Source organism: Arthrobacter sp. CP30, from assembly GCF_053470025.1.
Genome location: NZ_JBQEMM010000004.1, coordinates 110,340 through 126,005, shown reverse-complemented (window position 1 = coordinate 126,005; position 15,666 = coordinate 110,340). Strand labels below are relative to the sequence as shown.

Sequence of the window (15,666 nt, the reverse complement as noted above, 5' to 3'; positions counted from 1 at the left end):
CCGCCGGCGAAGATCGTGAACTCAGCGCGGCAGGTCGAGAAACATTGTGGAAACTTGCATCGATCCGGCCCGGTGAGTTTGAGCTTCAACCGAAGTGCGGTTCACTGGGCAGGAGGGGCATATCGAGGTCGAGGGAGATGCCGAGGGTGACACCTCCTGAACGGAACATCCAGCTGGACGCACTGCCCGACGTGGTGCTGTGTGAACGCGCGACCGACGGCGACACCGCCGCGTTCGAGGTGCTCGCGCGCCGCTACGGTCCGATGATGCGCGGCTACGCGGTCCGCCTGACCGGTTCGACGGCGGACGCGGACGACGCCGTCCAGGAGACCCTGATCCACGCGTGGGACCACCTCGGGGAACTCCGCGACGGCTCCGTGGTCAAGTCCTGGCTCATGCGGATCTGCGGCAGGCGGAGCATCGACATCGTGCGGCGCCGGCGCGAGCACGCCGACGCCGATTCCCTCGCCGAGGTCTCGGACAGCTCCCCCACCCCCGAGAGCGCCACGATCTCCGGGTCGGGGCTCGACGCCCTCGCCCGCTCCCTCGAGGCACTGCCCGCCGAGCAGCGCCAGTGCTGGGTCCTCAAGGAGATGGGCGGTCTCTCCTACGACGAGATCGCGGAGCAGCTCGGCCTGACCAGCGAGAGCGTCCGAGGACGCCTCGCCCGGGCCCGCGCTAGGCTGATGAGGGACATGGAGGGGTGGCGATGAGCGAGGACGACACGCGCGGGGTCGGCGATCACTCCCCCGCGGACGACTGCGGCCACTCCATCGACGAGCTCGCCGACTACCTGGCCACCGGCAGCTCGCCCTACGAGGGGCACTACCGGCAGTGTCCCCAGTGCCAGTCGGGCCTCGCGAGCCTCCGCTCGCTCGGGGACCTGACGCGGTCGCTCGCGGAGGACGACGCCCGCATCGCCGCCGAGTCCGACGGCTGGCTGCAGGACATCCTCTCCAACCTCCGGCTGGAGACCCGTGCCGGCCGCTCCATCCCGGTCGCCTCGGACGATCCCGATGACGGCCTCTCGGAGACAGAGGGTGCCGTCGTCGCCCTCATCCGGCGGACCGGCGACGGCATCGACGGCGTGACCATCGGCAAGTGCCGCCTGCACGGCGACATCACCGAGCCCGGTGCGCAGACCCGCGTGGAGCTCAGTGTCACGGCCCTGCACGGGTATCGCCTCCCCACCCTCGTGGACGCGCTGCGCTCCGCCGTCGCCGAGGCGCTCACCACCCACACCGAGCTCGATCTCCAGGGAGTGGACATCACGGTCACCGACCTGTTCGGGACCGATGGCGCCGGAGAGGACCAGCCATGACCACCGACCTCCCGGACCTCGCCCGCGCGATCGAGGCGCAGGTCATGGCGACCGAGGGTGTCGCGGGCCTCTATCCCCCGCACTCCGCCCTCCGCACCATCCTCGAGGCGGGCCGTGCCCGCACGGTGGCCGCCACGGACGGGGAGGGACTCGTGGGACTCCGGGAGGAGGCCGGCACCCTCGTGGTGCACATCCGCTTCGCCGGGCTGTCCGAGTATCCGGGCCCTGCGCTCGTGCGGCGCGTCGCGACCGCCGTCCGGCACGCCCTCGGTGACCGGGCGGAGGGTGCGGAAGTGCGCGTCCAGCTCTGCGCCTTCATGGCCGGTGCGGACCTCCCCGACGTCGCGGGCACCCCTGGGGCCGGTGGTGTCGCCGGACCCCCCGGACAGGACTAGCGGCCCCGACCGTAGCGGCCGTAGGCTCACAGGCGGACCATGCTCCCGAACTCCCCTCCGACGAAAGGCACCACCATGGGTTTCCGCCCCAGCCACGTACCGCTCCGCCTCACCACCGGCGCCTTCATCCTCAACTCCGGCCTGGGCAAGACGAGCCTCGACGAGGGCTCGGCCGGCTACCTGCAGGCCATGGCGTCGAAGGCCTTCCCGCAGTTCAGCCAGCTCGAGGCCCAGCAGTTCGGCAAGGTCCTCGCCGCCTCGGAGATCGCCGTCGGCTCGGCGCTGCTGGCACCGTTCATCCCCAGCCGGCTCGCGGGCCTCGGGCTCCTGGCCTTCTCGGCCGGCATGATGACCATGTACTTCCGCACCCCGGAGCTCACGCAGGAGGACGGTGTCCGTCCCACGCAGGACGGCACGTCCGTCGCGAAGGACATCTGGATGGTCGGGATCGCCCTCGCACTGCTGCTGGACCGCAAGAAGAAGTAGGCACCCCCGCCGGTGGCCCGCTCACCCGCGGGGCCACCGGCGTGGCAGACGACGGAAGGACCCGGGCGCCATGTGCGGACGATTCGTGATCGCCGGCAACAAGGCCGACCTCATCGACGCCTTCGAGGTGGACGAGGCGGTCGAGGGCGAGATCGAGCCGTCCTGGAACGTGGCTCCCACCGACACCGTGCAGCTCGTCGTCGAACGCCTCGACCCGGAGACGGGTGAACTGACCCGATGGCTGGAACCGGCCCGGTGGGGACTCATCCCGTCCTGGTCGAAGTCCGCGTCCGTGGGCTCGCGCATGATCAACGCCCGCAGCGAGACCCTCCTCGAGAAGCCCTCCTTCCGCGCCGCGGCCCTCAAGCGCCGCGGGATCGTCCCGGCGGACGGCTACTACGAGTGGCGGAAGAACGACGACGGCACCAAGACCCCCATCTACCTGCACGGCCCGGACGGCGGGCACCTCGGATTCGCCGGCCTGTACGAGTTCTGGCGTGACCCGGCGACGGCGTCCGAGGAACACCCGAAGGGCACCTGGGTGGTCAGCTGCAGCATCATCACCCGACCGGCGAGCGACGCCCTGGGTGAGATCCACGACCGCACCCCGGTGATCGTCCCCGCCGACATGCGCGGCGACTGGCTCGACCCCCGGAATGATGCGCGCCCCGCGGTGCAGCAACTGCTGGACGCCATCCCCGACCCGCACCTGCTGCCCCGGCTCGTGGGATCCCGCGTCGGCTCCGTGCGCAACAACGGCCCCGATCTCATCGACCCGCTGCCGGGGGACGTGACGGCGGACGCCGAACAGCAGACCCTGCTCTAGCCGGCGGCGGGCGCCGTCGGGCCCTCCATGCCGCCGTACGGCGCCCGGGGCGCCGGGGGCTGGTCGGCGATGAATTCGTTGACGGCGAGCGCGAGGACGTCCCGCTCGAAGGGCGGGAGCAACAGGGAGCTGTAGAGGTAGGCGTCCACCTCCTCCTCACCGGCGTTGCCGCCGAGGCTGAAGTACCGCAGCCACAGGTCGTACGTCGACAGCGCGGTCGAGCGGAAAGCGGCGCACGTCAGGCGCTGCTGCTCCTGCTGGCTCATGCCCGTCGTCATCCCGTGCCTCCCGAGGATCGGCCTCCCGGCCCTCGGTCGCGCCGCTGCCGCGCTCGGGTGCCGTGCCCGTCCTGCTGTCCCCAAGGTAGCCACTGCGGGCGCCGATGGAAACCCCGGCAGCGCCGCATCGTCCTCCTTGTCGCCACGCCACCGCCTGCCTAGGGTCGGAACCAGGGACCGGCACACCACGAGCACGAGTGAGGCACAGCATGATCAGGACGGACATCGCCCCGGGGATCCACTACCTCGAGCAGGCGAGGACGAACGTCTACCTCGTGGAGGACGACGACGGCGTGCTGCTCGTGGACACGGGCCTGCCGCGCTCGAAGGGCCTGCTGCTGGAGGCGATGGAGCGGATCGGCCGTCCCGTCGGGGACCTCCGGGCGATCGTCCTGACCCACGGGCACTTCGACCACGTGGGCACCGCCGAGCACCTGAGGTCGCGCTACGGGATCCCCGTGTACTGCCATCCCGACGACGCCCGCATCGCGGCTCACCCCTACAGCTACGAGCGCGAGCGCACGCCCTTCCTGTATCCGCTCCGGTATCCCCGCGCCGTCCCCGGCCTCGCCCGGATGACTGCGGCCGGCGCCCTGATGGTCAAGGGCGTGGCGGACACCCTCCCGCTCACCCCCGAGGCGGCCGCGGCGCTGCCCGGCGCGCCGCTGCTCGTGCCGACGCCCGGTCACACGAAGGGTCACTGCGGGCTCCACTTCCCCGACCGCGACGCCGTGATCAGCGGTGATGCCCTCGTGACGCTCGATCCGTACACCGGCCACCCCGGACCGCAGGTGGTCGCGCGCGCGGCGACCGCGGACACCGCCACGGCGCTGCGGTCGCTGGAGGCGCTGCGGGCCACTGCGGCGAGGACGGTGCTCCCGGGGCACGGCTTCCCCTGGCGTGCGGGCGTCGCCACCGCCGTCGCGCAGGCCCTCGAGGTCGGCGGGCACTGATCCGGCCGCCCCCGGCGGGCCGCTACCGACGAGGCGATACGCTGGATGTATGGGCTGGTTCAAGCAGAAGACGGTGATGGGCTTCGCCCGGGTCACGATGAAGCGGGCCGCTCTCGGCCTGTTCTCGGCGCAGGCGGTCGTGATCGCGGGCCTGGTCGCCGTGGACACCTACCAGAAGCGCCAGCGCCGCAAGCGACCGGGCTTCCCGCAACCGGGGACGTTCCACACGAGGATCGCCGACACGGACACCACGGTCTACACGTACGGCGAGGACCTCTTCGACGCGATGATCGCCGCGATCGACCGGGCCGAGCACCAGGTACTCCTCGAGACGTACATCTGGAAGGGTGACGAGGTCGGTGCGCGCTTCCGCGACGCCGTGAACCGCGCTGCGGAGCGCGGAGTGAAGGTCTTCGTGATCTACGACGGGTTCGCGAACCTCGTGGTCAACCCGTTCTTCTACGCCTGGCATCCACGCGTCAATGCCTACCGCTTCCCCGTGCTCCGTCCCTCCATCGTCTTCACGAACATCCGTGGCACCGGGCTGGACCACCGCAAGGTCCTGGTGGTCGACGACGAGGTGGGCTTCGTGGGCGGCTACAACATCGGCTCCCTCTACGCCACAAAGTGGCGGGACACGCACCTGGAGATCCGCGGCCCCTCGGTCTGGGAGCTCCGCGAGGCCTTCGTCGGGTTCTGGAACCTGCGGGCCATCCCGCGCAGGCCCGAGCTCCCCGATCTCAGTGCATCCTTCTGGGAGCCGCGCATCCGCGCCGTGAACAACATCCCCGCGAACCTCGTGTTCCCCATCCGGGGGATCTACCTGGACGCGATCAACCGGGCGCGGCACCACATCTTCATCACGACGGCCTACTTCATCCCGGACCGGCAGATCCTCGACGCCCTGCTGCGGGCCAGCCGCCGGGGCGTGGACGTCCGCGTGATCCTGCCCGAGGACTCCAACCACGTGGTCTCGGATTGGCTCTCGCGCGGGTTCTACTCCTCCCTGATCGACGCGGGCGTCCAGATCCTGCTGTACCAGAACTCCATGATCCACGCGAAGACCGCGACGATCGACGGCGAGTGGAGCACCGTCGGTACCGCCAACATCGACCGCCTGAGCCTGACGGGCAACTACGAGATCAACCTCGAGATCTTCGACCGCGCCCTCGCCGCGACCATGGAGCGGATCTTCGAGGTGGACACCTCCAACAGCCGCGTGCTCAGCAAGGAGGAATGGGACAGCCGGCACCTCGTGGCCCGCGTGAGCGAGGCGATCCTCGCGCCGCTGCGCCCGTTCCTGTAGCCGGAGCACCTGCGGGGCTTCCCGCGTCGTGGCGCGGCGCGGCCTCAGCCCCGGTGGACGGTCCCGCCGTCCGCGTCCCGCGGCGCGGCGAACCGCTCCATGTACCCGCGGTGCGAGGAGCCCACGTGGCCGGCCATCAGGCGTTCGGCCTCCGCCTCGCTGCCCGCGTCGATGGCCGCCATGATCAGCCGGTGCTCACCCCAGGACTGCTTGCCGCGGTTGTCCACGTCCGCCGCGTACAGCCACTCGATCTTCCCCGAGATCTGGCGCAGCAGGGCCGCGAGCGAGGCACTGCCGCTGAGTTCCGCGACGCCCAGGTGGAAGCGGATGTTGAGTTCGGGGAGGTCCGCGAGGGCATCGGCGGCCACCGCGCGGTCGCCGTCGTCGAGGATGTCGGCAAGGGCCCGGCGCGCCGACCACCACTGCGTGCTGGGCGCGTCCGCGGCGAACTGCGCGGCCGCGCGGCGCGCCGCCCGGCGCGCGATGGTGGACTCGATGACGCCGCGCACCGCGAAGAGGTCCTCGGCGTCGTCGAGCGGGATCTCCGCGACCGTGGACCCCGCATAGGGCTTCGACTCCACGAAGCCTTCGGCCTCCAGGGCCCGCAGCGCCTCGCGGACGGGGACGCGAGAGACACCGTACTTCGTGGCCAGAGCCGCCTCTGTCACCCGGACGCCGGGCAGGAGCGTCCCGAAGATGATGTCGCGGCGGATCGCGTCGAGGACGCGCTGCGGGGCCGCGGCATCCTGCTCAGGCCGCAAACGCCGCGCCCGGGATGGCTCCAAGAAGCTCCTTCGTGTAGTCCGCCCGAGGGCGGTTGAAGACCTCGTCCACGGTACCGCTCTCCACCACGTCACCCGATCTCATGACGACGACGTCGTGGGCGATCTGCCGCACCACCGAGAGATCGTGCGTGATGAACAGGTAGGTCAGGCCGAGCCGGTCCTGCAGGTCGGCGAGCAGCGTGAGGATCTGGTCCTGGACGAGGACGTCGAGCGCCGAGACCGCCTCGTCGCAGATGAGCAGCTCGGGTTCGAGCGCGAGGGCCCGGGCGATCGCGACGCGCTGCCGCTGGCCTCCGGAGAGCTCGTTCGGGCGGCGCTGGGCCACCCCGCGCGGCAGCGCCACCTGGTCCAGGAGTTCCGCGACCCGCTCGCGCCTGCTCTCCCGGTCCCCGACGCCGAAGATGCGCAGCGGCTCGTCGATGAGCCGCTCGATGCTGTAGGTCGGATCGAGCGATCCGTAGGGGTCCTGGAACACGGGCTGCACCGTGCGGCGCAGCGCGCGCCGTTGTGCGCCCCGCGTGGTGGTGAGCGACGCGCCGTCGATCAGGGCCTCCCCGGAGGACGCCGACTCCAGCCCGAGGATGATGCGCGCCACCGTGGTCTTGCCCGAACCGGACTCGCCCACCACCGCCGTGGTGGTGCCGCGCTCCACCTGGAAGGAGACGTCGTTCACGGCACGCACCGTCCCGCCGCGCTGCCCGCGCAGGGCGAACTCCTTCACGAGGTTGCGCACCACCAGGATGGGTTCGCTCCGTGCGGCCGGAGTCTCGGCGAGGGGGTCGGCGTCGAGCGCCGCCGCGACCGAGGGGGCAGCCGCGACCAGCTGCCTCGTGTACTCCTCCTGCGGGTCGAGGAGGATCTGCCGGGGCGTCCCGACCTCCACGATCCGGCCCTCGGACATGACGATGATGCGGTCGGTGCGGTCCGCGGCGAGCCCGAGATCGTGCGTGATGAACAGCAGGGAGGTGCCGCGCGCGTCCACGAGCGACTGCAGGTGGTTGAGGATCTGGCGCTGCACCGTGACGTCCAGGGCGGAGGTCGGCTCGTCGGCGATCAGCAGCTCGGGCTCGCCCGCGAGGGCGATGGCGATGAGGACCCGCTGGCGCATGCCGCCCGAGAACTCGTGCGGGTACTGGCCGTACCGCCGCTCGGCGTCGGGGATGCCCGCCTCCGTGAGGAGGGCGACCGCACGCCTCTTCACCTCGCCGCGGTCCAGCTTCCCCTCGGCCCCGAGATCGCGGCGGCTGGCGACGAGGGCGTCGGCGACCTGCGGACCGATCTTCATGGCCGGGTTGAGGTTGGACATGGGGTCCTGGGGCACGAGTCCGACGCGCTGGCCCCGGATGCTCCGCATGACCGGCTCGGTCGCCGTCGCCAGGTCCTCGACTCCACCGCGCGTCCGTCCGGCGCCGAGGACGATCGATCCGTGGGTGATGCGTCCGCTTCCGGGCAGCAGGCGGAGGATCGCGCCGATGGCCGTCGACTTGCCCGAACCGGACTGGCCGACGATCGCCACGCGCTCCCCGCGCCGCATCGAGAACCCGATGCGGTGCAGCACGGGGGTCCCGCCGAAGGTGACGTCGAGGTCGGAGACCTCCAGGATGTTCTCAGCGTCCTGCAGCATAGCCCTGTGCTCCTCGGGGGTTGGCGGAGGCGGACAGCACGCCGGTCGCGTGGTCCTTGGTGACGGAGGAGAGGCGGCCGAGCGACCAGTCCCCTGCGCTCGTGACGACATGGCCGCGGCGTTCGAGGTCCGCGATCACGTCCTCGCCGAGCCGGTCCTCGACCACGGCGCCGCCCGGCTCCCAGGTCCGGGGCCAGAAGGACCCGGGGATGGATGTGGTGTGCAGGGACGGCGCGTCGACGGCCTGCTGGGGCGAGTACCCGCCGACGATCGTCCGCAGGAGGTACAGCAGCTGCCACTGGTCCTGCTGGTCCCCGCCCGGGGACCCGAGGGCGACCACGGGCCGTCCGTCCTTCAGGACGAGGGTCGGGGTGAGCGTGGTGCGGGGCCGCTTCCCGGCCTGCAGCGTGGACGGGCCGCCCTCCTCGAGCCAGGTCATCTGCAGGCGCGAACCCAGGCAGAAGCCGAGCTCGGGGATGGCCGGCGAGGACTGCAGCCAGCCGCCGCTCGGTGTCGCGGAGACCATGTTGCCGTGCGCGTCGACGACGTCGATGTGGCAGGTGTCCCCGCGGGTCTCGCCGCTGCGGGACACCGTCGGCTCCCCGACCCCGGCGAAGCCGCTGCCGTCGGCCAGCGCCGGCGGCGTGTAGCCCGTGCGGAGCGGTGGCGTGAAGGGCTCGACGCCCGGGACCGTGCCCGGCCGGAACTCCCGGGAGGCGTCGTCGGTGATGAGCGCGCGGCGTTCGGCGGCGTACTCCGCCGAGAGCAGGTACTCCATGGGCACGTCGGCGTCACCGTAGTACGCCTCACGGTCGGCGATAGCGAGCTTCTGCGCCTCGAGAATGGTGTGGGCACCGATCGCCGTCGAGGGGTCCAGGCGCTCGTCGTCGAATCCGTCGAGGATCGCGAGGGTCTGCAGCAGGGCCGGGCCCTGGCCCCAGGGCCCGGTCTTCGCGATGGTGTGCCCGCGGAACTCGAGGGTGGTCGCCTCCTCGTAGCCCGCCTCGAAGCCTGCGAAGTCCTCCACGGTGATCACTCCGGCGTGGTCGAGTCCGGAGGAGTGCCGGTGCGGCGTCTGCACGAACTCCGCGGCAGCCTGGGCCACGAGGCCGGTCCGCCACTCGAGCCGGGCCGCGTCAATGCGCTCCTCGCGCGTCCCGCCGTCGGCCGCCGCAGCGACCAGTGACCCGAGCACGCGGGCGTAGGCCTCGTTGCGGATGACCTCGCCCTCCCGTGGCGGCCGGCCCTCGGGCATCCACAGCGCGGCCGAAGTGGGCCAGTGCTCGGTGAAGAGGTCGGCGACGGCGGCGATGGTCGCGCCGACGCGCCCGACGATCGGGTGGCCGTCACGGGCGTACCCGATGGCGAAGGCCAGGACGTCCTCCAGTTCCCAGGTCCCGTGGTCGCGGAGCAGGACCAGCCAGGCGTCGACGGCGGCGGGGACCGCTGCGGCGAGCGCCCCGGCGCCGGGGACGAGTTCGAGGCCTTCGGCGAGGTAGTGCTCACGGGTCGCGGCCGCGGGTGCGGGGCCCTGGCCCATGAGGACCACGGGCCTGCCGGGTTCCGCCGCGGTCGCGAACACCCCCGTCATGTCCCCGCCGGGGCCGTTGAGGTGCGGCTCGACGACGTGCAGGACGAACGCCCCGGCCACGGCGGAGTCGAAGGCGTTGCCGCCGCGCTCGAGCACGGCCTGGGCTGATGCGGTGGCGAGCCAGTGCGTCGAGGCGGTCATGCCGAACGTCCCCTGCAGGGTGGGCCGGGTGGTGAAGGAGGGAGGGGGTGTGTACGTCATCGTGGTCACTTCCGGGTGGTGTTCGTCGGGTCGAAGGCGTCGCGCAGGGCATCGCCGAAGAGATTGAAGGCCAGGCAGATCAGCGCGATCGCGATGCCCGGGAAGATCGCCGCGCTGGGCGCGCGGAAGATGTACTGCTGGGCGTCGGAGAGCATGATGCCGAGGCTCGGCGTGGGCGGCTGGATGCCGAGCCCCAGGAAGGACAGGAGTGCCTCCCCGATCACGGCGACGGGCATGATGACCGTGGCCTGGACGATGATGGCGGACGTCGCGTTGGGCAGCACGTGCCGCAGCATGATCCAGGTGGGCGAGGCGTCCATGGTGCGGGCCCCGAGCACGAAGTCGCTCTCCTTGATGCGCAGCGTCTCGCCGCGGACCACCCGGATCATGGTGGGGATCTGGGCGATACCGAGGGCGATCGCCGCATTGCCGAGGCTCGGCCCGCTGATGGCGGCGAGTCCGACGGCGATGATGAGGAACGGGAAGGCGAGGGTGACGTCGGTGAGGCGGGAGATCACGGCGTCGAACCCGCGGGAGTAGCCCGCGAGCAGGCCGAGGGGCGTCCCGATGACGACGGCGAGGAGGACCGAGAGCACACCGACCTGCAGCGAGGTCTGGATGCCGAAGAGAAGGCGCGAGAGGATGTCCCGCCCGAGATCGTCCGTGCCGAGCGGGAAGCCCTCGGTCAGCGGCCGCTGGAAGGGTGTGTCGAAGTGCACCTCCGACGGCGAGTAGGGCGCGAGGAGCGGGGCGAGCAGTCCGGCCAGCACCACGGCGACGAGCATGATGCCGCCCGTGATGCCCAGCGGGTTGTGCCGGAGGGAGGACAGGATGCGGCCGCGGCCGGAGCCGAGGCCGGCGCCTCCCGCTTTCGGGGGCAGGGTTTCGACGGCCATCAGTTGGCTCCTCCGACGCGGATCTTGGGATTGACCACCGAGTACAGGATGTCCACGGCGAGGTTGATGAGGATGTAGCTGACGGTGATGATGAGCACCACGGCCTGGATCACGGGATAGTCGCGGGTGAAGACGGCGTCGAGCGTGAGCTTGCCGAAGCCCGGCAGGGCGAAGATCCGCTCGGTGACCACGGCGCCCGAGATGAGGCCGCCGAGCTGGAGACCCACGATGGTCACGACGACGATCAGGGAGTTCCGCAGGCCGTAGCGCACGAGGACCCGCCCGCGGCCGAGCCCCTTGGCCCGCGCGGTCCGCACGTAGTCGGTGGTCATGGTCTCGATCATCGACGCCCTCGTCTGGCGCATGATGACCGCGGCGAGACCGGTGCCGAGGATCAGGGCGGGCAGGGTCAGGTAGTACAGCCCCCGCAGCGGATCCGAGAGCACGTCGACGTAGCCGGAGGCGGGGAACCAGCCGAGCGTCACCGCGAGGTAGAGGATGGCGAGGATGCCGAGCCAGAAGTTCGGCACGGACAGGCCGACGAGGGCGAAGGCGTTGGCGACCCACTCGGGCCAGCGGCCACGGAACCGCTCCGCGATCACCCCGAAGAGGATGCCGATCACGATGGCCACCACGATCGCGTAGGCCGAGAGCCACAGCGTGACGGGCAGCGTGGTGGCGACCAGTTCGGTGACCGGGGTCCCCGTGCGGGTCGATTCACCGAAGTCGCCGCTGAACGTGTTGCGCACGAACGCCAGGTACTGGGTCACGAGCGGCTGGTCGAGTCCCATGTCGGCGCGCACGGCGGCGAGCTGTTCCGGCGTCGCCTCCTCCCCCGCCATGGCGAGGGCGGGGTCCCCGGGCAGCTGGCGCACGCCGATGAAGACGACGAGGGAGGCGAGGACGAGGGTGACGACCGACTGCCAGAGCCGGGTGAGGAGGTAGCGGCCCATGTCAGTTCTCCGTCTCGTCGGTGGGCTCGATGAACGCGGCGTCGCTCAGGTGGACCACGCCGTCCGTGAAGGTCTCGACGCCGACGACGTCGGTGCTGTAGGCGGTCAGGTTCCGCTGGCGGTAGAGGTAGATGATCGGGTTGTCGCGCTGCACGAGCTCGACGGCCTTGCCGTAGAGCTCCGCGCGGCCCTCGACGTCGTTGATCTGCGCCGCACTCGTGAGCACCTCGTCCAGTTCCGGGTTGCTGTAGCCGGAGTAGTTGTTGCCGCCACCGGTCGAGAGGAAGTTGAACATGTTGCCGTGCGGGTCGATCCGCCCGGACCAGCCGAGCTGCAGCGCCTCGAAATCGCCCTGCGACTGCACGTCGAGGAGCGTCGAGTACTCCACGGGCACCACGGTGAGGTCGAAGCCGCCGTCCGCCACCGCGGCCTGCAGGGCCTGGCCGAAGCGCAGGGTGTCCGGGGTGTTGGTGACCTGCATCTCCAGCGGGTACGGGGTCTCGACGCCGGCGTCCTCGAGCAGCTGCCGGGCGCCCTCCGGGTCGTAGGGTGGGCAGGCCTCGCTCAGTGCGGAGGAGTACGGGCTGTCCGGGGACACCGGGGAGCAGGCGGGTTCGAACCAGCTGTTGAACACGGTGTTGACCAGTGCCTCGCGGTCGATCGACATGGACAGCGCCATCCTGATGGCGCTCTCCTGGGCGATGGGCGTGTCGATGGTGCCGGGCGGCTCCCCCGCCCCGTCCACGTTTCCGACGTTCACGGTGAGGGCCTGGTAGCCGAGGGAGCCGACCTGGAGCACGCCCACGCCGTCCTCCTTGAGCAGCGCGTCGACGTCCTGCGGGGAGATGGTGTCCGCCACCTGGACGTCGCCGGAGCGCAGGTTCGCGGCCCTGATGTTGGCGTCCGTGATGATGCGGTAGGTGATGGTGTCGAGGTGGACGTCCTCGGCGTCGTAGTAGAGCGGATCGCGCTCCACGGTGATCGAGGTCTGGGGCACGCGGTCCACGAACTTGAAGGGCCCCACGCAGACCGGGCTGGTGCCGAAGTCCGCCCCGTTCTCGGCGATGGCCTGCGGCGAGAGCATCATCCCGGCGCGGTCGGCGAGCGCGGCGGTCAGGGGAGCGAACGGCCGCTCGTAGCTGATCTCGACGCGGTCCTCGCCGACCGCGCGGATCCCGGCGATCGGGCCCAGTTCACTCTTGCGGGTCGAGCCCTCGAGGGTCAGGTGGCGTTCGAGCGTGGTCCGGACGGCCTCGGCGTCGAACGGGACGCCGTCCGCGAACACGGCGTCCGTGCGGACCGGGATGGTGACCGTGAGGCCGTCCTCGGAGACCTCCGGCAGCGCGGTGGCGAGCTGCGGGACGATCTCCCCCTCGGCGTCGATGTCGTAGAGCTTCTGGCACATGGTCTGCATGACGTACCGCGTGTAGAGGGAGGACGACGTCGTCGGGTCGAGGCGGTCCGGTTCGGCCGAGAGCGCCATCACGAGGTCACCGCCCTCCCGGACCGTGGCTTCCCCGAGGGGAACGCCCGTCACGTCCTCGCGGACCGGCGCTGCCGGCAGGGGCTGGATCGGTTGGCACGCGGTCAGGGCCGTGACCGCGATGGCGGCAGCGGCCAGGAGTCCGGCGGCTCTGCCGGACCTCCTGCCGCGCGCACTGCGGGCCTGCAGGTGCTGGTTCTGGTGCTGCATGGGGGTTCCTCACGAACGGACGGGACGGAACTGCTGCTGCGCTGCGGGATACAGCTTCTGCACGGGCGAAAGGATTGAATACAATCGCTCGTACGACGATAAGCTTCGTATACATTCGTTTCAAGACTGTTACCGAGGGAATTCATGGCGAAGAAGAAGGCGAAGAAGAACCCGCGCGTCGCGACGGACCGCCTGCACCTGTGGCTCATGCTCGTCCTCACCTTCTCGACGGGCGTGATCGACGCCGTCGGCTACCTCGGGCTCGACCGCGTCTTCACCGGGAACATGACGGGGAACGTCGTCCTCCTCGGGATGGCCTTCGCCGGCGGGGCGGACCTCCCGATCCTCCGGCCCGCCCTCGCCCTCGTCTTCTTCATGGTCGGCGCGGCTCTGGCCGGGAGCGTGCTGCGGAAGGGACCGGAGGGCTGGTCGGGGCGCACCTCGAGCACGCTGCTCACGGTGACGCTCGGACTCACCGCGCTCGCCGTCTACGTGGCCCTCGTCGACGTGCATGCCGCGGAGATCCTGGGCAGCATCACGACGTCGGTGCTCGCCACCGCGATGGGCATCCAGGCCGCCACGGCGAAACGCCTCAAGGTCGCCGAGATCACCACCGTCGTCGTCACCTCCACCATCACGGGCCTCGCGTCCGACTCCCGGCTGGCCGGCGGCAGGAGTCCCTTCTGGGCGCGCCGCTTCTCCGCCATCGCGCTCATCATGGCCGGTGCCGTCGTCGGGGCGCTCACCCTGACGGTGGACCTGTGGCTGGGCATTGCCGTGTCCGCGCTGCTGTCCGGCGTCGTGACCCTGGTGGGGCACCTGCGCCATCGGACGGACCGCCGCTCGGCGACGGCGGAGAACGCCAAGGAAACCGCATTACGGTAGGAGTATGGATCAGCTCGACCAGCACTACGCGTACCACCGCCTCGCCCGTTCATGGCCGCAGTACCGGTGGTGGAAACCGCTCCTGACCGGGCTGCTCGGACTGGCCTTCTACCTCGCGCTCACGGTACTGCTGCTCGTCGTCGGCGTGGTCGCGGCACTCGCGACCTCCGCCGACACGCAGCGGATCATGGAGGCTGCGGAGGCGCTCGATCTCAGCAACCCGGTGATCTTCGCCTTCACCCTGGTGTCCCTGATCCTCATGATTCCCGCCCTGGGCATGGCGACGTTCATCATCGGCCCGAAGCCCATCGGCCTGCTCTCCTCCGTGGCGGGGCGGATCCGCTGGCGCTGGCTGGTGACCTGCGTCGTCACGGCGATCGCCGTCTTCCTCGCGAGCCTGCTCGTCTCGACCCTCCTCACCGTGGTGTTCCCAGAGGACGGCCCAGCGCCGTTCGCTCAGCAGGACACGTCGGTCCTGTGGATCATGCTCGCGCTCTCCCTGCTCGCGGTCCCGTTCCAGGCAGCCGCCGAGGAGTACGTGTTCCGTGGATACCTGATGCAGGCGATCGGTGGCTGGCTGCGGCATCCGGCGTTCGCGATCCTCCTCCCCATCCCCCTCTTCGTGCTCGGTCACGGGTACGATCCCCTCGGCCAGGCCGACGTCGCGGTCTTCGCCCTCTTCGCCGGGTGGATCACCTGGCGTACAGGCGGACTGGAGGCGGCGATCGCCGTCCACGCGATCAACAACATGACCATCTTCGTCCTCGGCGCCGTCGGGGTGGTGGACGTGAACAACACCGAGGGCTCGGTGGGCGGGCTGGTCGTCTCGGTGGCGACCATGGCCGTCACGGCAGCCGTGATCGTGCGGCTGGCGAACCGGCGCGGGATCGGACGGACACGCCCCGGTGCGGCCGGTCCCACGGCGGCCCGGCCCGACCCCGTACCCGCGGGAGCCGGCCAGGGCGCACACCCCGGCTTCCCCGGGGGTATGCACGCCGTCGCCGGGGTCCCGGCCCAGGTCCGATCCTGGGACCCGACCCAGTACGGGACGGGCCGGTACGGGACCGACGGGCACGTCGACGCCCCGATCACTGCCCACTCCGCCGCCCCGCTGGTCCAGCATCCGGCCGGGCCGACGCCGGCACCCCTGCAGCGCCCGGTGTGGCAGGACCCGTTCGGATCGCCCGTCGACCGCCCGCGGGCAGGCGCTGCGCAGCCCGCACCGGGGCGCGACTACACCGCCGACCGTCATCCGCCCGGACCCTCGCATCCTGGCGGTCCGGGCTACCCCGCCGGCACGCCCTACCCGTCCGGTCCCGGCTACCCCGCGGCAACCTCGGCCGCGTCCGCGGCGCGCCCGGACTCTGGTGACGGCCAGGAGGCCCGGGACGACGACGGCGATCGGTCCGGGCACGAGGCCGGGCGCTGACCCTGCCCCGCGACGCCCGCCGGCACGACGCCGGGCGCCGGCCC

Annotated in this window: 16 protein-coding genes; 9 read left to right on the top strand and 7 right to left on the bottom strand. The window is 71.1% G+C overall.

Annotated elements, in window-relative coordinates:
- Positions 1-137 precede the first annotated feature (137 nt).
- The 5 genes from ACTIMO_RS07445 (at position 138) to ACTIMO_RS07425 (ending at position 3,028) form a co-directional block, all read left to right on the top strand.
- Positions 138-713 carry an RNA polymerase sigma factor gene (locus ACTIMO_RS07445; RefSeq protein ID WP_055769977.1) on the top strand — a complete coding sequence of 192 codons (576 nt, stop codon included), beginning with the start codon at positions 138-140 and terminating at the stop codon, positions 711-713.
- Positions 710-1,321 (top strand): Asp23/Gls24 family envelope stress response protein, encoded by a 612-nt coding sequence (locus tag ACTIMO_RS07440; RefSeq protein ID WP_055769975.1) that lies wholly within the window; start codon positions 710-712, stop codon positions 1,319-1,321. Before ACTIMO_RS07445 ends, ACTIMO_RS07440 begins: the two co-directional genes overlap by 4 nt.
- Positions 1,318-1,716 (top strand): hypothetical protein, encoded by a 399-nt coding sequence (locus ACTIMO_RS07435; RefSeq protein WP_055769972.1) that lies wholly within the window; start codon positions 1,318-1,320, stop codon positions 1,714-1,716. Before ACTIMO_RS07440 ends, ACTIMO_RS07435 begins: the two co-directional genes overlap by 4 nt.
- Before the next feature lie 75 nt (positions 1,717-1,791).
- Complete coding sequence (locus ACTIMO_RS07430; protein WP_152815536.1) at positions 1,792-2,202, top strand: hypothetical protein; 411 nt, start codon at positions 1,792-1,794, stop codon at positions 2,200-2,202.
- 70 nt (positions 2,203-2,272) lie between these two features.
- Positions 2,273-3,028 carry an SOS response-associated peptidase gene (locus ACTIMO_RS07425; RefSeq protein ID WP_448181998.1) on the top strand — a complete coding sequence of 252 codons (756 nt, stop codon included), beginning with the start codon at positions 2,273-2,275 and terminating at the stop codon, positions 3,026-3,028.
- Here the strand turns inward: ACTIMO_RS07425 and ACTIMO_RS07420 are convergent.
- Positions 3,025-3,294 carry a hypothetical protein gene (locus ACTIMO_RS07420; RefSeq protein ID WP_448181997.1) on the bottom strand — a complete coding sequence of 90 codons (270 nt, stop codon included), beginning with the start codon at positions 3,292-3,294 and terminating at the stop codon, positions 3,025-3,027. The two genes, ACTIMO_RS07425 and ACTIMO_RS07420, sit on opposite strands and share 4 nt — an antisense overlap.
- A 221-nt stretch (positions 3,295-3,515) precedes the next feature.
- Here ACTIMO_RS07420 and ACTIMO_RS07415 point away from each other — a divergent pair, with 221 nt between their 5' ends.
- Together ACTIMO_RS07415 and ACTIMO_RS07410 are read left to right on the top strand one after the other, a co-directional pair.
- A complete protein-coding gene (locus ACTIMO_RS07415) occupies positions 3,516-4,259 on the top strand; it encodes an MBL fold metallo-hydrolase (protein WP_448181996.1) in 744 nt (247 codons plus the stop codon).
- Between the two features lie 49 nt (positions 4,260-4,308).
- Complete coding sequence (locus ACTIMO_RS07410; RefSeq protein ID WP_055769957.1) at positions 4,309-5,565, top strand: phospholipase D-like domain-containing protein; 1,257 nt, start codon at positions 4,309-4,311, stop codon at positions 5,563-5,565.
- 44 nt (positions 5,566-5,609) lie between these two features.
- On the opposite strand, the gene ACTIMO_RS07405 is transcribed toward ACTIMO_RS07410, so the two are convergent.
- Genes ACTIMO_RS07405 through ACTIMO_RS07380 form a run of 6 tightly spaced genes read right to left on the bottom strand, consistent with a single transcriptional unit; the run spans position 5,610 to position 13,308 of the window.
- The gene (locus ACTIMO_RS07405; RefSeq protein ID WP_448181995.1) at positions 5,610-6,326 is read right to left on the bottom strand and encodes a GntR family transcriptional regulator; all 717 of its coding nucleotides are present in this window, start codon (positions 6,324-6,326) and stop codon (positions 5,610-5,612) included.
- A complete protein-coding gene (locus ACTIMO_RS07400; protein ID WP_422391448.1) occupies positions 6,316-7,974 on the bottom strand; it encodes a dipeptide ABC transporter ATP-binding protein in 1,659 nt (552 codons plus the stop codon). The genes ACTIMO_RS07405 and ACTIMO_RS07400 overlap by 11 nt, the downstream gene beginning before the upstream one ends.
- The gene (locus ACTIMO_RS07395; protein WP_448181994.1) at positions 7,958-9,766 is read right to left on the bottom strand and encodes a gamma-glutamyltransferase family protein; all 1,809 of its coding nucleotides are present in this window, start codon (positions 9,764-9,766) and stop codon (positions 7,958-7,960) included. Before ACTIMO_RS07395 ends, ACTIMO_RS07400 begins: the two co-directional genes overlap by 17 nt.
- 5 nt (positions 9,767-9,771) lie before the next feature.
- Positions 9,772-10,662 (bottom strand): ABC transporter permease, encoded by an 891-nt coding sequence (locus tag ACTIMO_RS07390; protein WP_055769951.1) that lies wholly within the window; start codon positions 10,660-10,662, stop codon positions 9,772-9,774.
- On the bottom strand, positions 10,662-11,615 hold the full coding sequence (locus tag ACTIMO_RS07385; protein WP_448181993.1) for an ABC transporter permease: 954 nt from the start codon (positions 11,613-11,615) through the stop codon (positions 10,662-10,664). The genes ACTIMO_RS07390 and ACTIMO_RS07385 overlap by 1 nt, the downstream gene beginning before the upstream one ends.
- 1 nt (position 11,616) lies before the next feature.
- Positions 11,617-13,308 (bottom strand): ABC transporter substrate-binding protein, encoded by a 1,692-nt coding sequence (locus tag ACTIMO_RS07380; RefSeq protein ID WP_448181992.1) that lies wholly within the window; start codon positions 13,306-13,308, stop codon positions 11,617-11,619.
- Positions 13,309-13,452: 144 nt separating this feature from the next.
- Here ACTIMO_RS07380 and ACTIMO_RS07375 point away from each other — a divergent pair, with 144 nt between their 5' ends.
- On the top strand, positions 13,453-14,193 hold the full coding sequence (locus ACTIMO_RS07375) for a YoaK family protein (protein ID WP_448181991.1): 741 nt from the start codon (positions 13,453-13,455) through the stop codon (positions 14,191-14,193).
- Positions 14,194-14,197: 4 nt separating this feature from the next.
- The gene (locus tag ACTIMO_RS07370) at positions 14,198-15,622 is read left to right on the top strand and encodes a CPBP family glutamic-type intramembrane protease (RefSeq protein ID WP_448181990.1); all 1,425 of its coding nucleotides are present in this window, start codon (positions 14,198-14,200) and stop codon (positions 15,620-15,622) included.
- The last annotated feature ends 44 nt before the right edge of the window (positions 15,623-15,666 follow it).